General features: G+C 34.3%; 17 protein-coding genes. 4 read left to right on the forward strand and 13 right to left on the reverse strand.

Annotation, left to right across the window (positions count from 1 at the left end; genetic code table 11):
* From gldN to Q0543_RS09335, 9 genes are all read right to left on the reverse strand, one after another.
* Positions 1-791 (reverse strand): gliding motility protein GldN (gldN, locus tag Q0543_RS09295; protein ID WP_299251737.1); only part of this gene is annotated, 791 nt, incomplete at its 3' end.
* Positions 792-809: 18 nt separating this feature from the next.
* Positions 810-2,408: a gliding motility protein GldM gene (gene gldM, locus Q0543_RS09300; protein WP_299251740.1), complete on the reverse strand. Its 1,599-nt coding sequence runs from the start codon at positions 2,406-2,408 to the stop codon at positions 810-812.
* A 57-nt stretch (positions 2,409-2,465) separates the two neighbouring features.
* Positions 2,466-3,251, reverse strand: a complete 786-nt coding sequence (gene gldL / locus Q0543_RS09305) for a gliding motility protein GldL (protein WP_299251743.1) — start codon at positions 3,249-3,251, stop codon at positions 2,466-2,468.
* A 71-nt stretch (positions 3,252-3,322) separates the two neighbouring features.
* A complete protein-coding gene (gene gldK / locus Q0543_RS09310) occupies positions 3,323-4,357 on the reverse strand; it encodes a gliding motility lipoprotein GldK (RefSeq protein ID WP_299251746.1) in 1,035 nt (344 codons plus the stop codon).
* 202 nt (positions 4,358-4,559) lie between these two features.
* Positions 4,560-5,600, reverse strand: coding sequence for a type IX secretion system membrane protein SprP (gene sprP, locus Q0543_RS09315; RefSeq protein WP_299251749.1), 1,041 nt, complete (start codon positions 5,598-5,600; stop codon positions 4,560-4,562).
* Between the two features lie 136 nt (positions 5,601-5,736).
* Entirely contained in the window at positions 5,737-6,534 is a 798-nt protein-coding gene (locus tag Q0543_RS09320; protein WP_299251752.1) for a uroporphyrinogen-III synthase, read from the reverse strand.
* A 34-nt stretch (positions 6,535-6,568) separates the two neighbouring features.
* Positions 6,569-7,696: a DUF4271 domain-containing protein gene (locus Q0543_RS09325; protein ID WP_299251755.1), complete on the reverse strand. Its 1,128-nt coding sequence runs from the start codon at positions 7,694-7,696 to the stop codon at positions 6,569-6,571.
* Positions 7,696-8,748, reverse strand: a complete 1,053-nt coding sequence (locus tag Q0543_RS09330; protein ID WP_299251758.1) for a glycosyltransferase family 4 protein — start codon at positions 8,746-8,748, stop codon at positions 7,696-7,698. The genes Q0543_RS09325 and Q0543_RS09330 overlap by 1 nt, the downstream gene beginning before the upstream one ends.
* 30 nt (positions 8,749-8,778) lie before the next feature.
* Positions 8,779-10,533, reverse strand: coding sequence for a hypothetical protein (locus Q0543_RS09335; RefSeq protein ID WP_299251761.1), 1,755 nt, complete (start codon positions 10,531-10,533; stop codon positions 8,779-8,781).
* 14 nt (positions 10,534-10,547) lie between these two features.
* Here Q0543_RS09335 and hemW point away from each other — a divergent pair, with 14 nt between their 5' ends.
* The 3 genes from hemW (at position 10,548) to Q0543_RS09350 (ending at position 13,737) form a co-directional block, all read left to right on the forward strand.
* Positions 10,548-11,675, forward strand: a complete 1,128-nt coding sequence (gene hemW / locus Q0543_RS09340; protein WP_299251764.1) for a radical SAM family heme chaperone HemW — start codon at positions 10,548-10,550, stop codon at positions 11,673-11,675.
* 61 nt (positions 11,676-11,736) lie between these two features.
* The gene (locus Q0543_RS09345) at positions 11,737-12,105 is read left to right on the forward strand and encodes a hypothetical protein (protein ID WP_299251768.1); all 369 of its coding nucleotides are present in this window, start codon (positions 11,737-11,739) and stop codon (positions 12,103-12,105) included.
* A gap of 3 nt (positions 12,106-12,108) precedes the next feature.
* Positions 12,109-13,737 carry a M1 family metallopeptidase gene (locus tag Q0543_RS09350; protein ID WP_299251770.1) on the forward strand — a complete coding sequence of 543 codons (1,629 nt, stop codon included), beginning with the start codon at positions 12,109-12,111 and terminating at the stop codon, positions 13,735-13,737.
* Positions 13,738-14,106: 369 nt separating this feature from the next.
* On the opposite strand, the gene uvrA is transcribed toward Q0543_RS09350, so the two are convergent.
* From uvrA to Q0543_RS09365, 3 genes are all read right to left on the reverse strand, one after another.
* Positions 14,107-16,950: an excinuclease ABC subunit UvrA gene (gene uvrA, locus Q0543_RS09355; protein WP_299251773.1), complete on the reverse strand. Its 2,844-nt coding sequence runs from the start codon at positions 16,948-16,950 to the stop codon at positions 14,107-14,109.
* Positions 16,951-17,033: 83 nt separating this feature from the next.
* A complete protein-coding gene (locus Q0543_RS09360; protein WP_299251776.1) occupies positions 17,034-17,975 on the reverse strand; it encodes a lytic transglycosylase domain-containing protein in 942 nt (313 codons plus the stop codon).
* Positions 17,976-18,068: 93 nt separating this feature from the next.
* A complete protein-coding gene (locus tag Q0543_RS09365; protein WP_299251779.1) occupies positions 18,069-18,974 on the reverse strand; it encodes a TIGR01777 family oxidoreductase in 906 nt (301 codons plus the stop codon).
* Positions 18,975-19,086: 112 nt separating this feature from the next.
* On the opposite strand from Q0543_RS09365, the gene Q0543_RS09370 reads away from it, so the two are divergent.
* Complete coding sequence (locus Q0543_RS09370; RefSeq protein ID WP_299251782.1) at positions 19,087-19,968, forward strand: chromosome segregation ATPase; 882 nt, start codon at positions 19,087-19,089, stop codon at positions 19,966-19,968.
* A 78-nt stretch (positions 19,969-20,046) separates the two neighbouring features.
* On the opposite strand, the gene Q0543_RS09375 is transcribed toward Q0543_RS09370, so the two are convergent.
* On the reverse strand, positions 20,047-21,039 hold the full coding sequence (locus tag Q0543_RS09375; RefSeq protein WP_299251785.1) for an AAA family ATPase: 993 nt from the start codon (positions 21,037-21,039) through the stop codon (positions 20,047-20,049).
* Positions 21,040-21,479: the final 440 nt, after the last annotated feature.

Genomic DNA, 21,479 nt, shown 5'->3' on the forward strand with positions numbered 1-21,479 from the left:
ATTATACCTTTTTGTTGGTCACCACCATAGATGTCAGTTAAGTACTGATCTTTAGGGTTAGAAACTTTAATGATATAAGAACTGAACAATCTCAAATCAAATGCATCTGCAAGATTTTTATGCTCTCTTTCATTTTCTGGGTTAAACCAGATTGCTTTAGGGTTATCTTTAAATAACTTTTCGCAAAGCTCTTTATAAGAATAAGACGCTAAAACATACTGTATACCTTTAATGTTTTTATCAGCAGGGATAAATAAAGTTATAGAAACAATGTCAAAATATTGTCTTGAACGTTGTTTGTCAAATAACCATTCTTCTTTTATCTCTAATTGATAAATGTCTGTAGGGAAAAATTTGTCCCCACCGCCAGATGCTCTGTAAGAGTAATCTTCGTTTTGAAACATCATCAATGTATCTTCAGGAGAATAAGATGGTTGATCACTAGGCATAATTAATGCGTCGTTAAAATCATCCATAGACAACTGAGTACCATTATCTAATGAATCATTAGCATATGGAGTAATTAACCCTGCAACAGTAGCATCAATTACAAGTCTTGAGAATTCTCTATTTCTAGAAAACAAAGGTAAATTTTGCTTTTCTCTCAAATCTAGTGCTCTGATGAGTGTCTTCTTGTACATGATATCAGATTCATGTATCGGACGAACAGAATACTTATTAAATCCTGTAGCATATGGGTCTTCCCATTGTTTAGCAGGAGTTTCTTGTGCATTAGCTATTGAAGCCAATGCACAGAAAATAACGGATACGATAACACTTAATTTATTCATAATATAATTAGGTTAATATTATTGTAAAGGAACTGTAAAGATGGGAGTACCAATGTTTACTTTTTCTTTTTCACCTAAGAAGTTAGTACGGTATACTTCTTGAACTTCAATAATTAAACGGTCACCAGGCTGAGCTTGGGAAGCCATTGCACTTAAAGAAGCCATTTCAGTAGAGTAGTTTTGTTGAGTAACAGGTCTTTTACCTCTAGCTAACATAACATTCCACTTAGTAACTGCATAACGAGAATCCTTTGGTAAGAATTGTGAGAAAGATTCATCAGCCTTCGCTTTAATTTGTATAGATCTTGGACCAGGAGATGGAACACCATTTTTCTGATCTAATTCTCTACCATTACTTAAAACTTGAATTGTTGGCTTAGGAATACCTCTTACTTTGAAATCTACTGACCCAATAGCACTACCGCCACTTGAAACGTTCAATTTAACACCAGTAGGGTTATTTGGTATTACTACTACTGCACCTTTACCCATTGGCTTTAATGCAGCACCAGTAGCAGAGAATGAAGGGCTGTACGTAGCACCTAATGCAGGAACTTGTACACTTAATTCATTACCGCAACGTAAATACAATGCATTTACAGAAGCAGATTGGATTTGGATTACTGGCTTAGCAACAACGTAATCAAATTGCTGAGTAAACGAAGTATCTTTTCCTTTGCTATTAATAGTAATAGTACCTGTCCATTTTTGCTTAGAGTTACCTTCATTGTCATACGAACTAGCCGCAGCTCTGAATTTAACTTTACCTTTACCATTTTGAACTGGAATTGGAGCTCCGTTTCTTTTCATAGTAGGGTTTGTTGCAGAAGAAGATGCAGCTAAGAATAAATCCGCTTCATAATCCGTACCAGCAGCGATTGTGCTTGATTTTGCAACAGCAACAGCGAAAACTTGGTCAAACTTTAAATCAGCAGCTCCAACTTGTGCAGCTAACAAATCTAATGCTTGTGTTTCCAATTTCTTTACTTCAGACTCAAATGTTGCCATAACTGCAAGAGCAGCAACTAAAGGAGTTTCAGAAAAGTTTATTGCACCGAAATCCTTAGTCTTTTGGTCAGGCTTTTTAGAATATTTTGGATCTTCTTTACCATCCATTGCAATTTTTACCTTAGGCATATCTTTACCTACAATACCTGGCAATGTTTGTTCACCAAATTTATTTAAAGAACCTTGCAAAACATATGCTTTACCAGCTTTAGAACCTTCTGTTCCAACCATTAGTCGAGCAATAGCTTCTTCTTCCTTAGCGCCTTTGTAACTTACACCATCATCTTCATAACCTCCAGATGTCATAATCATCTCTGTACGAAGATCATTCATCTGTTTAATCATTGAAGCTGTAGCTTTTCTTACTTCAGATGCTTTATCTGATACTGCTTTATCTTTTCCACCACCGTCTGCAACCGCTTTGTCGATTTTCTGAACAGTAATAGAGTTATTTTTATCTGCTGCACCAACAGCGTACATTAGGCTTTCATCCAAAAAGATGAATTTTTCCATGATCGCAGAACTTACTTGTAGAGCCAACAATGCTGTCAATACAAGGTACATCATACCGATCATCTTCTGCCTTGGTGTTTCTTTACCTCCGGACATAATTTAATATTTTTATAAGATGATTTTAATAATTATTTTCTAATTACTAGGTATAGATTAACCTTTCATTGCAGTTAACATGTTGCCATATACACCGTTCAATGAAGTCAAGTTTTTAGATAATTTGCCTAATTCTTCTTTGAAAGATTGTGTATCACGAGATGCATCAGCCATATTTTCCATTGCAGAAGACAAGTTAGCATAGAACTTGTTCATTGCACGTAAATGGTTGTTAGCATCAGATAATTCCATTTCGTAAACAGCGTTCAATGCACCTAAGTTTTTAGTGATTTTTTGAACTTGTTCGTGGTATCCTTGTGCATCAACTGAAGCGCTAGCCATTCCTGACATAGCTTCTGCAGTTTTAGAATATGCATCGTTCATTTTGTTTAATGAACCTGTAGCACCTTTAACTGCTGTAGTATATTCACTAGAAGCAACCGTAGCGTCAGATAAATCAGACATTTTAGATACGTTGTCGCTTAAACTGTTTAAACCTTGTCCTAAACGACCAATTACAGTTTGATTGATATTAGCAGAAGCTAACATGTCATCTAATTTTGCAACTGTACCTGTAGAGCTTGCTGGTTCGTCGCCATCACCATCAAAATCTTCAGCTAATTGAGGATATACTCTAGACCATTCTGGATCTTTGTGTGGCTTTTGGAATGCTGAAATAGCAAAGATAGCTGCTTCTGTTCCCAAACCAACAACCAACATTGGGCCTGCAAATGGCCAGTGCATGATTTTAAATAATGCACCGATAATAACAACCGCAGCACCAAGACCATACACCTTAGGCATGATCACGTCTTCTAATAAATTTTCGCCTTTCTTGCTCATTTTAGTAACAAAAGTTTAAGTTTAACAATTTGTAGTTTATGTTCAGTTTAATTAATTACAATAAATTAGAATTAGAATTCATATCCAGAAGAACGGCCTAAATAAGTCATTACAGTACGGAAACCGATATACGATTTCGCTGTATCTTGGTATTCAAACGTTCTAGTTCCTGTTTCAAGATAATATGCAATATCTTTCCACGATCCACCACGAATGATTTTTCTAACCTCGTCATCATTGTAATAAGTTGGGTTCAAATCCCACACGATTGGTACTGCAGCATCATAATATGCATCTTCACACCATTCAGAAATATTTCCAGCCATATCATAAAGACCAAAATCATTAGAGAAATAAGATGCTACAGGAGCTGTATACATAAACCCATCATCATAATAGTTACCTCTGCCTGGCTTAAAGTTTGCTAACATACAACCTTTAGAGTTACGGATGTATGGATTACCCCAAGGGTATTTAGCCATATCGCGTCCGCCACGTGCAGCATATTCCCATTCTGCTTCAGATGGCAATCTGAAGCGTGGCATTTGCCATAAACCGTTTTCAGCTCTCCAGTTGTTCATGTGTTGCGTTCTCCACTCACAGAAATATTTTGCAGCCCACCAATCAACACCCACTACTGGATATTCATCGAATGCAGGGTGTGCATAATAATACTCCATCATTGGATCTCCCATATGGTGAGAAAAATCTCTTACCCATACAGTAGTATCAGGATATAATTCAGCCATGATATAATCTTCACCTAATGTTGCTACTGAATCTTCTAGCATAACATTCATGAACTGACGATATTCATTGTTTGTAATTTCAGTTTCATCCATGTAGAATCCACCTATCGTTACTTGTTTGTTTAAATTTATTTGCGTTGCAGGCACATCTTGATCGGCTTGACCCATGTGAAAAGTACCTGACGGACAAACAACCATACCATATGGTACTGTTTGTACCCAAGACTCACGTCCTTCAACACCTATTAGGTCTCCTCCCCCGTCTGTAGGTCCTTTGCTACAGCTCTGAGTCATAAAAAGACCAGCTAAAGATGCTAAGATCGCTAAGCGCTTTCCGATAACATTGACTTTATTCATAATCCCCAATTTAAATTTATTTTTTTCCTGTTAAAGTATTTCTAGTAGTCTGTTCATTTCGAAACAGAGGTCTAAACTAGTATTTTTGTTCAACTAACGCAAATATTAGCCTATATTATTTTTATGCAATTATTAATTAGTTTACTACAATTTCGAACTATACGTTATAACGCCCTGATAAGTTGCGTTTTGCTAACCGAAATTAATATTCTTCTTGTCTATATCTTGGTGTACGAACAACGGGCTTAGCCTGTAACCAAGGAGAAGGAATTACATAAGAAAGCATAATTTCATGAGATGTTCTTGTTTTCGCTTGTGTACCGCTCGTTACATAGTCAAATGAATAACCAACTCTCATAGCATTATCTTTCATAAAGTTCATACCGATTAAAAATATTATGTCATCGTTATTAATTGTGTTTCCGCCTTGAGTTACCTCTCTATTCGCAACAGATTGTCTTGTACTTACGCCACCATAAAATTTATCGTTGTATGTAGCCATTGCGCCAAATAAATAAGTGTAATTTTTAGTATCAGTTTGGAAGAATGCATTTGGTGTTAACTTAATTAAACCACCACTTAGGTTAAATGTATAACCAGCAGTAGCGTAAATATGACTACTTAGTTTAGATGCAATGGAAGTATCTATTCCGTAAGTATATTTTGTACCTGTAAAGTGAGAAGCACTAACACCAATATAATATTTAGGGGTTTGCCAATACAAACCAGCAGCAATATCTGCCTTCATCTGATTTGAAGGACTAGATTTTAAAGATGTATATATAGGATCCGATTGATCAATAACTCTATACCAGTTTGAATTTAAATTTTCATATCTGAAACCTGAACGTAGACCTACACCCAACTTACCTGTTTTAATTTTAAAATGGTACGCCAAAGATAATTGCAATTCTGTTGTATTTATTGGACCTTTTGAATCATACAGAAAATTTAAACCTGCACCTGTGCTTTTCTTAAAGAAAGGCAACAACGTATTTGCGGTCATTACAGCACTCGTTGGCGAAGTTCCACCAGGAGCATCTGTTGTAGAAGCATAACCTAGCCATTGTTTTCTAAAAATCCCTGTGAACCTAGTATTTCCTTCCAAACCTGCATAACCAGGGTTGTAATACATTGAATTAAACATGTAATGGCTGAATTGAGCATCTTGCTGCGCTAATGCAGGAAGTTCGAAGCAAATAATTGCCGAAAAAATAAAAAGGATGCGACTGATTTTTTTCATATAAAGTTATATGTATGGAGTATTTTACCGGTAAAGTAATTATAATCTTATCTAAATCTAGACAAATCTACTGAATTCATACAGGATTTAATCAAATAAGGTTACATTTTTTTACTTTTTTCTTAAACAATTGTATTTATTTTATATTATTTGCCTTTTTTATATATAATTCTATTGCTCCAGTCATTGAAGGGGCATTCGGCAATGGTGCTTCTACATCTAGAATCAACCCCATATCCAAGACTGCTTTTGCTGTTGTTGGACCAAAAGCAGCGATACGCGTTGATTTTTGTTCAAAACCTGGAAAATTTACAAACAATGAACTAATCCCAGAAGGGCTAAAGAAGGAAATCATATCGTAATTTACATTCGCTAAGTGAGACAAATCACTTGCTACCGTTCTGTAAAATACGGCTTCAGAATACGAAAAGCCGTTTTCTGACAAAAAGGTTGGTATGTCGTCTTTTCTAATATCCGAACATGGGTACAAAAACTTTTCAGATTTGTGTTTCCGTATAACTTCTTCTAAATCTTTTGCTGTCTTTTTCCCTACAAAAATCTTCCTTTTTCTTATTACGATATACTTCTGCAAATAATTAGCCGTTTGCTCCGTGATACAAAAATACTTCATTTCAGCAGGAACTTCAATTTTCGATTCCGTACAAATTCTGAAAAAGTTGTCTATTGCATTTCGGCTCGTAAAAATTACTGCCGTATGTGAAAGAATTTCAATCTTCTGTTTTTTAAATTCTTTCAATTCAACTTGCTCTACTTGTATAAAAGGAATAAAATCAATTTTCAGATTATACTTTTCTGCCAACATATAATAAGGAGATTTATCATCTGTTGGTTGAGGTTGCGATACTAAAATAGTATTAACCTTTTTAAATCTACTATCCTTAACCTGTTTGTCTTTAGACTTAATTTCACTCATGGTATTCTTAATGGAATTTACCTTTCTGATTTTTTTAACCTAATAGAAATCTATACGCAATTATTAGGGGTACTATTTCAGCGGTGCAAATGTACGAAAATAAATAAATATTTCTAAGCTCCGACCGTGAGTAAATCATATAACTCGTTAATAATGAAATTATAACAAGAATTATAAAAAATGTTGATGTTGCATAATTAGCTAAAAATAGCAAGTAATCAACTGGCAATAAGGCTATTATAAATAGCAAGGCCGGTAAAATAACCAAGCCAGCTTGAAATAAATAATTTAAAAGTAAATAGTTTTGTAGTGGAGAAACACCTGAAGGGAATGTCAATTCGTTGATAATTTTGATGTACACTATTTTTAATAATTGCATCAAAGTGAAAGTAAAGAACAAATAATAAATATAATTATTGGGATTTGAACTGAAAGGGAGTTTAAAAGGTGGATTAAAATAAACTGCCCGGCCATTCAATAGTATATAAAAAATGATCATATACAATAATGAATTGATTACAATCAAAGTTGCTGACATCATACCACTCCTATCCAACAAGAGCAGTTCTGTGTTTCTATCTAAGCCAATATTTATAAGCGTACGCCCTTTCATAAAAATGAATTTATAGAATACTAATACACTGCAAAAAATAAGGATGGCGTAAATAAAGACATTTCGACTTTTTAGATTTGTACGCAATAGCGAGGTTTCTACCCAGTCTCTTTTTACTTCTTTATATGTGTTTGGCAATGCTGCTTGTAGGCTCAATGAATCAACAAATAAACTTGAGGAGTTATTATGAAAGAGTAATAAGTATTTGTCTTGACTTCTAAATGCATTTATTTTTTCTATTGGTAACCTCGCCCTAAAAGACGGTACTCCTGTAGGGTGTTTGTAAACTAATTTATTTTCAACAAAAATGGAAAGCCCTTCTGTTGAATAGAAAGAAATATAATTGGCAGGATCAATGTTTTCATCTAAAAATACGCCTCCACTCTGAATGGAGTTTTGCTTATCTAAAAATGGAATATATGACAAATAATATTTATCGTATACTTGCCAATTATTACTTAAATCTTTTATTACTATGTATTTTGAGGCTGTTGCATGGACATTGGTATAAAACACCAGTAACGTTATTGTTAGTAGTAGACTCCTCATTAGCACGTCTCCTGTTTAATCTTGTTATTATACACTAATTCAATTACAAACATAGCTAAAAAGATTATTGCATACATAAGCAAAACAATAATTGTGTCGTTTATTGCATTTAAAAGCAAGCATAGCACTACATTGAAAATGGTATATCCGCAATATAATAACACGATAATTAAGGGCTTCAGCCCTAATTTGCTTAATCTGTGATGCAAATGATTATTGTCAGGTGAAAAGGGGCTGACTCCATTAAATAATCGAATTACAAACACTCTAATCGTATCCGCTATAGGGATAATAATAGGAGCCATTGCTAATATTGGTAAGGATGAACCCAAATTGATAGGATGCTCCATGGAAATAAGTTTTATAGATAAAAAAGAAATAATGAATCCACAAATCAACGAACCTGTATCACCCATGAAAATTTCAGCTTTGTAAATATTATAACGTAAAAAAGCCAATACGGATCCAATCAAACAAAAGGACATCAAAACCTCCGCATCATATTTCCCATTACCATACAATAGAAATATTGTAGAATAAATAAGACAAACAAGAATGGTGAGACTGCCGGCTAATCCGTCTAAACCATCTATTAAATTAAATGCATTTGTTATACCAATCACAACAATCAATGTAAAAAAGTAACTCATCCCTTCTGGTAGCTCACCAATTCCCAGTACTCCCTGAAAATTATCAATGCGCAAATCACCTAGAAAAACCAATATGCTTGTGGCAAGTATTTGCATGAAAAACTTTTTAAAAGCCGAAACCGAAACCATATCATCTTTCAAGCCTATAAAAAAAATAATTATTGTTGATGCTATAAGTTTTTGAATACTTACATTAATATCTCCAAATAACATGAGCGAAGAAATAAAACCCGCAAATATAGCTAAGCCCCCTAATCTCGGAGTGTCTATTTGATGTATTCTTCTATTACTTGGAATATCTAACAATTGCTTTTTATGTGCAACCTGTATTATTGAAGGTATGGCAAATAGTGCAACAAAAAATGCCCAGAAAAACGACAGAATAGAATAATACAAAACCATATTGAAACTTTTTGCAATTTATACGAAAAACTAGAACCTTGAGACTAAACCAAAGTGAATTTTTGAAAGATTTATATTTAAGGGCTGATCTTTTGAATAACCTAATGCGTAAATAAACTGAAAAATCCCTGCTTTTGTACTGAAACTAATCCCTGTGCCAAAGCCAATTGGCCAATCTGTTAAGTTATTATTTATATTATTTTTTATATACGCTTGATTTGCAAAAAGCATTACATAAGAAGTTGCATCTGTGAAATACCTGTATTCAAGGGTGTAAACAGCATAATCTGAAACATAAAAGTTATTCTCATTAAATCCTCTAAGCGTCTTCAATCCTCCTACACGATACAAATCACTCAGTACTAAATTTTGACTTTGTACAGTCCCACCCTGAAATTGATTTAGCAAAGTAGCTTTTTTGCCTACATGGGTAAACTTTTGAACATACGTTTCAATTGACCATTGCATTGAATTGGCAGGAATGGAAGTTTCGGCATTTATTGGCGTATAGTTCAGTATTTTCTTTTCACCTGTAGAAATATCAAATTCAAGACTCCAGCCTTTCATCGGATAAAAAATATCATCAAGGGTTGTTAAGGTATAACCAATGCCGTAGTTCAAATATTTAAAATCGTAATTTTCGCCATTTTTGTTAATGGTTTGATTTTGCCCCAATGCAGAATTTGATTTCAATCCTGCAAAAAATTTCAATTTTGAAATAGCGTTAACTCCAAGATAAATCGCAGCGTTTCTATCCAATGCTAAAAAGGACGTGTCTTGTTTTAGTAAATTAAAATTCAACTTAATATCAATATTTGAGTGAAATACTCTTGGATGATAATAAGAGGTTTTTAGTAGTTGTGATTGCACATCAAATCGTTTCCATTGTATAGACAGTTCTTTTCCAGACTGCAATAAGTTTTTCAGGTTCATGTTAAATTCACCAGTTATAAGTAGCTTTCCAGACGTGGAAGTGCCTGGTTGAAATCCGATGAAACCGTCTAATTGATTGCATTTTCGAACATTTGCAAAAACTACTGGTTGAGCTTTGCCGTTTATAAAAAAAACTTCCGGAGATTTTATAACCTTTAAATATTGAATTTGTTTTAATTGTCGTTCAAGGTTAATAACCTTTTGCTGATTATATAAGGCTCCCGGTACAACACCTAAATAACTCTCCAAAAACCGCCTCTTAACCCGCGCGGTACCAACTATTGCCAAGGTGTCAAATCGAATCAAAGGGCCTGGTTGATAATTGAGTGTAGCACTGAAATAAGATTGTGACAATTCAATTGAATCCAGTTCTATATTCGCAAATGGGAATCCGCTATTTTCAGCATATTTGATTACTCTATTTTCTAAAGATGACAATTCTCTATAACTAAATCGCGTTTGAGAATAAAATTTTTGCTTATACCCTGATTTATACAAAAATTCATCTGGCACATTCCCACTTTTTAGTTTACTCCAATTATGCTTATTCCCAATGTGAATATATGTTGTTACACTATCTTTTTTAAAAAGAATGGTATCCATTGAAGCCTCTAAATATGAGGATTCATGCATTTTTAACACATACTGTTGAATTTCTCGTAATGCACTTAACGAATCTTTGTGTTCTTTCGCATATTTAATAAACTTCATACCGTCAGGTACATCAAGATTCATTATTTCCAAATGCTTTTTTTGTGCAAACACACTATTGGCATTCAAAAGAAGTAGCAGCGATATGGTAAATAGTTTATTCAAATGCGTTAATTTTACGAAAGATACTAACAAACCCATTATTTATACTAACGATGTCTGGCATATATATACATATCCCATATTGCCACAAAGCCTGCAACTATTGCAATTTTCATTTTTCAACGTCCTTGAAATCTATTGATAGTATGATAGACGCATTATGCAAAGAGTTGGCTTTTAAGAAAGATTATTTGGAAGGTGATATAATTGAAACCATTTATTTTGGTGGCGGCACACCTTCCATATTAAATCAAAAACAGCTTGAATTGCTATTTTTAAGTATACATGAAAGTTATGTTGTTTCTGACAATGCGGAGATAACCATAGAAGCCAACCCTGAAGACATAAACGAAGCCTTGTTGGGCTCATGGAATAACATGGGGATTAATAGGCTTAGTATTGGCATACAAAGTTTTCAAGACCACTATTTACAATGGATGAATCGAAACCATTCCAGCGGAGAAGCGATTAATAGCGTATATCTTGCTCAAAAAAATGGTTTTAAAAATATATCTATAGACTTAATATACGGGCTGCCCAACTTATCTCTTGAACAATGGAAAGAGGAGATAAATACAGCGATAAATCTGAATGTTACGCACATTTCTACCTATTGCTTAACGATTGAAGAACGGACCGCATTGGGGAAATTGGTTGAAAAGGGTACGGTCCAATTAATTTCAGAGGATGAAGTTGAAAAACAAATGCTGCATTTAATGAATACATTGGGATCTGTAGGTTTTGAGCAATACGAAATTTCCAATTTTTGCAAACCAGGATTTGAATCTAAGCATAATAGTAGTTATTGGAAACATACATCTTATATAGGAATTGGCCCTGGGGCGCATTCCTACAACAAAAAGAATAGGCAGCACAACATTGCGAACAATGCACTTTATATTAAAAATATACGTGCTGATAATTTCGATTTAAATACTACAACAGAAGAGTTATCCGAAACAGACCGATATAATGAATACATTTTAACGCGCATACGTACTAAGTGGGGCATAAATGCCATGGAGTTGAATAAATTATTGCCCACGAATTCAGATGCCCTTATTTCAACAGTAAACACATTATGCGCCAACGAATTTCTCTATTTACAGGACAATTTCTATAAATTGACCCAAAAGGGGAGGTTGTTGGCAGATGAAATAACATTAAAACTGATGGTTTAAGTTAAAATTCTTTGAAAACTAAACTGTTTTTATAACTTTGTATCACGGCGTTTGTACTTTTATGTTATCTGAAGAGAAAAAATTATTATTGTTACTGCATTTGATTATTTTCAACTATCATGGATTAGATGAAAGTGAGAAAGAATTGTTAGCAGATCTGTCCAAGCAATATGAAGCTGAAGCTGAATTGGATTGGGCTTACAATATGTTAGGGAATGATTACTACATCACACACGAAAAAATACAATCGTGGTTCAAAGAAGCAATTGCTGATATTGATGCTGAAAAGCGTTTGTGGTATTTGAGCTCTGTGTGGCAAGCTTCTGTAAAAAAAGGATTCATTAGTGAAATGGAGGCAACTGCAATGCTAAAAATTGCTCACGAATGGGGCATTCAAAAGGATTTATTAAATCTAATTCGGAAAAAATAGCTCATGTTTAGAGTGTTGTTTTTTTTTATTATAAGCCTATTGGCTCCTACGTTCTGCACATACTCTCAAACTTTTACACATGAAGACACCTTGCGAGGTGGCTTAACTTTTGAGCGAACGTGTTATGATGTTACCTACTACAATCTCGACCTTGCAATTAATATTGAAGACAAGTCAATAAAGGGATTTAACGAAGTTTATTTTAACGTATTAGTTTCTACTTCCAAAATTCAATTAGACCTTTTTAAAAATTTAATTATTGATTCTGTTTTTTTAGGGAATCAAACCATACCTTTTAAAAGAGATGGCAATGCATTCTTCCTTTCTTTTAATCAGTTATTACTACGTGATTCTTCTTATAAGATTAAAATTTATTACGAAGGAAACCCAATAATTGCTAAAAAACCACCATGGGAAGGTGGCTGGGTATTTGCCGAAGATAGTTTAAATAGACCTTGGGTTGCAGTAGCATGCGAAGGCATTGGTGCAAGTCTTTGGTGGCCTTTAAAAGACCATTTAAGCGACGAGCCAGACAGCATGCGCATGCACTTTACGGTACCAAAAGAATTTACAGCAGTAGGGAATGGAACGCTTGAGTCGACTTCTTTAGATGGACAGAATAAAACATATAATTGGAAAGTCAATTACCCAATAAACAGTTATAATGTAACCTGCAATATTGCTCATTATGAACATATTACAGATAGCCATATTCAAAAAAATTCTGACACATTAAAAATCGATTACTATGTGTTAGACTATAATAAGATAAAAGCACAGAACCATTTCAAACAAGTACATCCAATGCTTTCTTGTTATGAAAAGTATTTTGGTCCATATCCATTTTTTAAAGACGGATATGCCATGGTTGAAACTCCTTATTGGGGGATGGAACATCAAGGTGCAATTGCCTATGGGAATAATTATTCAAATAAAATTATTGATTTTGATTATATCATTATTCATGAAAGTGCTCATGAATGGTGGGGTAATAATATTAGTGTTAGAGACCATGCTGAAATGTGGATTCATGAGTCATTTACAACCTATGCCGAAAACTTATTGGTTGAATGTACATACGGCTATGATATGTCCATTCGATATTTAAATTTAAATAAATCCCTTATTAAAAATGAAACACCTATTGTTGGTCCGCTCGGTGTCAACTACGAAGGCTGGGAAGATTCTGATATGTATTATAAAGGCGCGTGGATTCTGCATACATTTAGAAATGTTTTAAAAAATGACTCCCTTTGGTTTTCTATTTTAAAGGGGTTGCAACAAGATTTGGCATTACAAACCGTTACCACTACGGATGTTATTCAATATATTAATAAATCAAGCCATCAAGATTTTACATGGTTCTTTGATCAATATTTATATTCTGCAAAGCCTCCAATTTTGGAATTTTATTTAGAAAAACACAAAAAGAAGTTTTACTTATCGTATCGTTGGAACAATACACGTGAAGACTTTAAAATGGATATACCTCTCCAATTTAAACCCTCAGAACGTATTTATATTAGTCCTACAAATACATTTAAAACACTAGATTTGCCTAAAAAAGGATTCTCTAAATCTATGTTGCTATTGGATTTTAATTATTATTTATTGCAGGAGGTTGAAAAATAATTCATTCATAAAAAATAACATTTCTATAAATCAGAAATGTTATTTTTTATTTCTTTTCTTTCGAGAAGATACCATACTCAAACTCACTTTGTGGAATCTTGAAGTCGAATTTCGATTCGATGTTTCTTCTATTCCATCCAAAGGATTAACGGACTCCTCTTTTATAAATTGGCTTGTAGCCATTAAAAAGCGAAGTTCTATGTCAGCCTCAGAAAAAAGCATAAAATGTGCTAGCATCGTTGAAGTTTTCGGTTGTTAAGCTAATATACATATTTCAATACATTTATTTGTACTTCAAGTAAGTTAACTTTTATTTTAAACTAAATTATACTTTGAATAAACGTCAAACCCATTCTAATTGGCATTAAATCAAAATTCTAGCGCTAAAAATTTAGCGGTATGGCTTTTCTTATTATGTATGATTTCTTCCGGAGTTCCTTCACATAAAATCAGTCCTCCCCTTTCTCCTCCTTCAGGTCCAAGATCTATCACATAATCCGATACTTTTATCACATCTAAATTATGCTCAATCACAAGCACCGTATTGCCTTTATCAACCAGTTTGTTTAGCACGTACAACAAATGTTGAATATCTTGAAAATGAAGTCCTGTAGTTGGTTCATCCAAAATATACAAGGTATTCCCAGTGTCTCTCTTAGATAATTCCGTAGCCAACTTTACGCGTTGCGCTTCGCCACCACTTAATGTAGGTGCATGTTGACCAAGAGTTATGTATCCTAAGCCAACATCTTTTAATGTTTCAATCTTTCTTAATATTCGGGGTTGATTGTCAAAAAACTCAACAGCTTGATCAACCGTCATGTTTAATACATCTGCAATTGATTTCCCTTTGAAACGAACTTCTAATGTTTCTCTATTATACCTATTCCCTTTGCACGTCTCGCATGGCACGTATACATCTGGAAGAAAATCCATTTCAATTAATTTCATCCCTCCTCCTTCGCAATCTTCGCATCTTCCACCCTTTACATTAAACGAAAAACGTCCTGCTTTATATCCTCTAATTTTGGCTTCTGGTAGTAACGTGTATAAATTTCTGATCTCGCCGAATACTTCTGTGTAGGTAGCTGGGTTGGAGCGGGGCGTGCGACCAATGGGTGACTGGTCTACTTCAATAACTTTGTCTATAAATTCAAGGCCTTCTACCGAACCATACGTTAATGGATCTCTTCTTGAATTAAAGAAGTGTTTGTTTAGAATTGGGAATAAGGTGTCGTGCACCAACGTTGACTTACCACTACCGGAAACGCCTGTTATGGAAATCATTTTTCCTAAGGGTAACGTTAGTGTTACATTTTTCAAGTTATTTCCTTCAGCGTTCTTTAATGTTAAAATATGCCCGTTACCTGGCCTTCTTTCCTTTGGTATAGCGATAGAAACTTTGCCCGATAAGTAATCAGAAGTAACTCCAGGGAGTTTTAAAAATTCTTCTGGTGTGCCTTGTGCAACAACATTGCCACCATGCCTGCCGGCACCCGGACCAATATCTACAATGTAATCTGAATGTAACATCATGTCTTTGTCGTGCTCAACAACCAATACCGTATTGCCAATATCACGCAGATTTTTCAGTGCATCTATTAATTTTACATTATCACGTTGATGCAAGCCAATACTTGGTTCATCCAAGATGTACAACACGCCTACCAATTGTGTACCTATTTGCGTAGCAAGTCTAATACGCTGCGCTTCCCCGCCAGATAGGGTTCTTAAAGTGCGGTCTAATGTTAAATAATCTAAACCGACATCCAAAAGAAAGCCTAATCGTTTGCGTATTTCTTTCAAAATTTCACTCGCAATTTGAAGTTGTCTTTTGTCTAATCTACTTTCCAATCCAATCATCCAATCAGAAAGCTTCAAAATATTCATAGATGCTAACTCATAAATATTTTTACTGTCGATTTTAAAATGCAAAGATTCTTTTTTCAAACGAGCTCCATTACACTCAGGACAAACACTAATGGTAACATAGTCTGTAAGCCATTTTTGTGTTTTTTCAGATCCTTCTTCCTGCTGGGATTTTAAGAAGTTTAAAACACCATCGAATTTAAAATCGGTTTCAGCACTCGTTTCGTCATTACTTTCTGTTCCATGTAATAGAACTTTTAAGGCTTGAGGAGAAATAGCATTTACCGGCGTTGTTAAACTTGCCTTGCTTTTTTTAAGAATGCTTTCTATTTGTCTAAAAATCCAAATGTCTCGATACTCTCCAAGTGGTAGAATTGCTCCTCTACTAATGCTTAATGATTTGTCGGGTATAATTGTTTCTTCTGTAATTTCTTCGATTACACCTAAGCCTTTGCAACAAGGGCAAGAACCGTAAGGTGAATTGAAAGAAAACATATTTGGTGCGGGTTCGTCATACGCAATGCCCGATTCAGGATCCATTAAAAACTTAGAGAAAAACTGTGCATCACCCTCTTTATTTTTCAAATGAGGCACAAGCATCATAATCCCTTTACCATGGTCTAGCGACGACTTGACCGATTGTGCTACACGATATCTATCTGCAGGATCTACTTCAATTCGGTCGATAACAATTTCAATATCGTGGATCTTATATCGGTCAACTTGTAATTTTGCTGTTATCTCTACAATTTCTCCATCAATACGCACTTTGGTAAAGCCCATCTTGCGGATTTGTTGAAAAAGTTCTCTGTAATGCCCTTTTCTACCTTTAATTACAGGTGCTAATAAAGTAATTTTTTTAGAGACATATTGATCAAAAATATAATCTATAATTTGATCCTCAGACTGACGCACCATCCGCTTTCCAGTCACATAAGAAAAAGCTTCTCCTGCACGTGCATATAACAAACGCAAAAAATCATATATCTCTGTAACAGTGCCGACGGTAGATCGAGGATTTTTAGAAGTTGTTTTTTGTTCTATGGAAATAACGGGGCTTAATCCATTTATTTTATCGACATCAGGCCGTTCCATGTTACCAATAAAAGATCGCGCATAGGCTGAAAAGCTTTCCATGTATCGACGCTGCCCTTCAGCATAAATCGTATCGAATGCCAAGGAAGATTTCCCACTTCCACTAATACCTGTAATAACTACAAGTTTGTTTCGAGGAATAACTAAATCGATATTTTTTAAATTATGTTCGCGCGCACCAAAAACTTCAATTGTTTCTTGTCCGGTTGTTTCTGTTATTTCAGGTAATGTATTTTTATTGCTTTTCAATGCTTGGTTGGGAATAGAGTATCATTCTACATTAAAGTTGCGAAGAGGTTTCTTCAATTGCAACAGTTTACCTTTGAATAAGGCTATTTCATTGGTTTATTTATAAGTGTATCGCTTATTATTGTTTTCTTTTGCAAGGGCAATTCTACCACATAGCTGTCGCCAGGCTTTTTAATCGTAAGTGTTTTTTTTAGTAACCATGGATTGTATAAATGCAAAACAAATAAATTAGTTCCATTTGCCTTCGCAAAAACGTCTAAGTTATCTATTGTGCTAGAAATGATAATTGTTCGCATGGGTTCTCTGCGCCAATTATATAATTTCAATCCGTATTTTGAAGGGTGCTCAACGAGATCTTTTACAGCAAGTAATTTGTATAAATATTTAGACGTTTCTTCGTTTAGTTCCAAATCATAATAGCCGCTTTTATCTTGATTGATAATGGCGCGCTGAATACCACCCATCCCCCTATTGTATGCCGCAGCAGTAATGGTCCAACTGTGAAATTGTTTGTATGCTTGTTTGAAAAATTTAGAAGCTGCATAGGTTGATTTTATAGGGTCTAATCGCTGGTCTACCTCATCATTCACTTCAAGTCCCAATTCAATAGCAGTAGACTCTTTTAATTGCCAATACCCTACAGCATCTTTAGAGGATACCACATTTTTAAAATTACTTTCAACCATCGCGATGTATTTAAAATCTGTGGGAAGTTTATTCTTTATTAGAATTTTCTCCATAATTGGCAGCCAAATCATTGCGTCTTTTAATAACAAAGTGGTGCTTTTATTTTTTTGGGTATTGTTTTTTAATTCCTTATAAAAAGCATCATATGCTTTTTTATTTTTAAAATGAACTGTTTCATTCGCAAAAATATTATTTAACGGAATTTTATCATTAAAAGACTGGTGTCTGTATTCTTTGTGCAACAAGAAATATTTGTCCTTTTGGATTGTTGTTAGCAATACAAAAAGAATCAATAAAGTTATCGTTGAAAAAAGAATTATTCGAAAACGTTTTTTCACAGTTCACAAGTTACAATACGGGCATTACTACGAAGGCTTCGTATACAATGTTGTACAGCATTTTTAATTCATTCATAAGATAGCATAAAAGATCTAAGTTTTCAATAAGTCATTTAATGCTTCTTTTAAATTGGGAAACTTAAATTTGAAAGCCGTTTGCTCAATTTTTTGAGAAGAAACTGAAATTCCTTCAACTACAGAAGCCGCCCGCTCTTTACCCAGTATTGTTTCCAATACAAATTTGGGCACATGGGGCATAAAAAGTGGCTTATTCATTATGCTGCCAGCTATTTTTGTGAATGTTTCGTTGGAAACTGGATTGGGAGAAACTGCATTATAAACACCAAGCATGGTTTCGTCTTCAAGCCCTTTTGTAAGTATGGAACACAAGTCTTCGATATGGATCCAAGAAATAATTTGTTTGCCTGAAGCGAGCGGAGAACCTATGAAATAATTAATTGGAGTAATCATACTTGGCAACGCACCACCTTCTTTTGCCAATACAATACCTATTCGAATTTGCACTAAGCGTGCATTTGTCTTGTTTACTTTACTTGTTGCTGCTTCCCATTTTTTTGTTACCTCTGCCAAAAAATCACTTCCTAAAGAACTCGTTTCAAACTGAGGAGCTGCGTTCATCGAATTGCCATAAATACCAATTGCTGATGCACAAACCCATGTTTTTATTGCTTGATATGCAGAAGCAGCTTCAATAAGTACTTCTGTAGCTTTTATTCTACTATCTGTAATCTCTTTTTTATATGAAGTCGACCATTTATGGTCAAACACTCCTGCGCCAGCTAAGTGTACAATATGTGTCACCCCTTCAAATGCGTTCCTGTCAATGTAATTATTTTTATAATCCCATTTAAAACAAGTGATACCTTGTTTAATGCCAGCATTTCTGCTCAACCAAACAACCTTATACCCTTTATTTAGTAAGATTTGAGTCAATTTTGAGCCTACAAGCCCACTTCCTCCCGTTATTAAAACAGTCATTCGTTTATGGTTTGATATTTGTATGTCTTTAACTTAATTGTAAAGAATTTACTTAATTTACAACAAAACAAGTATAATATAAGTTTAAGACACTTATAACTAATTATCTATTATGAAATCATTCCTAAGCGCTCTTATTTTCCTTTCATCCATTTTCTTTATACAAGCACAATCGAAAAAAGAAATCTCTGTCACAGCCGGCCATTCTGAAATACAACAAGTAGATCGAAAAGGTATGCAGGTTCTAATAGAATTGGATGATAAATTTGTTTCTAAAAACTGGGCGCAAAAGCTAAAGGAGTTTGGAAAGGTTGAAACAGATAAAGGCAACTTCATTATCAATGGCGCAACAATACCAGATATTTCAACCGCTTGTACAATTTACTCATCCGTTACAAAGACTTCAAAAGGAGTGTTTGTGTTTTGGGCAATAGATTTAGGCTCTGGATACATTACGGAAGGACACCCCAAATATGATATTGCAAAAAAGAAGTTGCATGAATACGCTGCAGGGCTATACATTGCCGATGTAAATGTTCAAATAGCTGCCGCAGAATCTGCCTTGAATTCGAGTGTAAAAAGCCAAGAAAAACTGGAGAAACAAGGTGAAAATTTAAAAAATGACACCCAGAAAAATGTCAAGGAAAAATCTAATTTAGAAAAAAAACTTTCCGAAAATAGTCAAGAATTAAAAGGTTATGCTTCTGAAGAAGTGCGTATAGAAGGCCGACTAAAAGAAGTTAAGGCTACTGAGAATGTGGATGAGCAACAGAAGGTTTTAAAAGAAAGTATGTCTAATGCAAATAGTATCGAGAAAAATAAACAACAAAAAATTTCCCTTGAAAGTAAGTTGATCGACAACGAAAAAGAACGCGTAAAATTAATTGAAGAAACAAAGAAAAATGAGTCGGATCTTAAATCTGCAAACGACGAAGTTTCTAAAATGAAGAAAGCATTGGATGTTGTTAAAGATCGATTGAAAATGTACCAATAAAATTATCTCTATTCATTAAAAAAGGGTTAGCTGTTCTGTGGAACAATTAACCCTTTTTTAATATATGAAGTATTGATATTAAGCTTTTGTAATATTTACTTTTCGTAAAATTGTTTCGATAATTTGTCGTGTAGTTATGCCTTCCGCTTCCGCTTCGTAGTTTAAAATGATGCGATGATTTAAAATATCATACGCAACTTCTTTGATGTCTTCTGGCAATACATAATCTCTGTTATTGAAAAACGCCATTGCTTTAGCAACGCGATTGAGATTGATTGCTGCACGTGTAGAAGCGCCGTAGAGTATATATGAGGCTTCAGCTTCAAGTCCGTAATCATTCGGGAAACGTGTAGCAAATACAAGCTCTATGATGTATTTTTCTAAAGATTCTGAAATGGTGACCTTATTGATTTCATTTCGTATTTCTAATACATCTTCTTTTGAAACAATCTTTTTTACTTGATAATCAAAATTCATATTAGAAACTCTACGCATTACTTCCAATTCTGCATCTTTATCTAAATACGTCAAATGAATCTTCATCATAAAACGATCGACTTGCGCTTCAGGCAATGGATACGTACCTTCTTGCTCTACGGGATTTTGTGTTGCGAGAACTAAGAATGGTGGCTCTAATGGATACGTTGTGTCTCCTATCGTAACCTGCTTTTCTTGCATGCATTCTAGCAATGCAGATTGTACTTTTGCTGGAGAGCGGTTTACTTCATCAGCTAAGATAAAGTTCGAAAATACCGGACCTTTTTTCACTTCGAAACTACCCTTGTGTTGATTGTAAATCATGGTGCCAATCAAATCCGAAGGCAATAAATCTGGCGTGAATTGAATACGTTTAAAATCCAAGTCCATCGTTTTGGCAAGTGTATTGACACTGAGCGTTTTTGCAAGACCAGGCACACCTTCTAATAAAATATGTCCGCCCGTGCAAATGCCAATAAGCAATCTATTGATCATGTATTTTTGACCTACAACAACTTTCCCTACCTCTTCTACTACGTCTCTTATTTTATTTCTATAGTAAAGAGATTTATCTTCTGTGGATTTGAATTCCATATAATTTATTCCAAAGGGGTTAAATTCATAATGATTTTATACGTTATTATTGATGATTTAGAATTATACTGAACGTACGTGTTACTCTTGCAAATAGGTAAAAAAGTGATTGAGAAGCAAGTTTGAATCAATTTAGGAAATAAATATTTTTGAAACATATAGTTTAAATTATTATTCATTTTATTTATTTCTCATAAAGAATTAAAAAGTCTATTATCAAGATTTTATAATGCAAAGCAGATAGTACGCCTTATTAATTAAGGCATATCTAAAATTATTTTAAAAAATCTAATTTGTATACTTACATGGTCTAGAACCTAGCAACTAGCCCCTCGCAACTAAACCGGTTTAAAAGCAAAAAACCCTTATCTGTTAGGATAAGGGCTTTTAATAATAGGTTGGCGGCGACCTACTCTCCCACATTTGACTGCAGTACCATT

This window comes from uncultured Cytophaga sp. (assembly GCF_937863595.1).
In the GTDB taxonomy this organism is placed as follows: Bacteria; Bacteroidota; Bacteroidia; order Cytophagales; family Cytophagaceae; genus Cytophaga.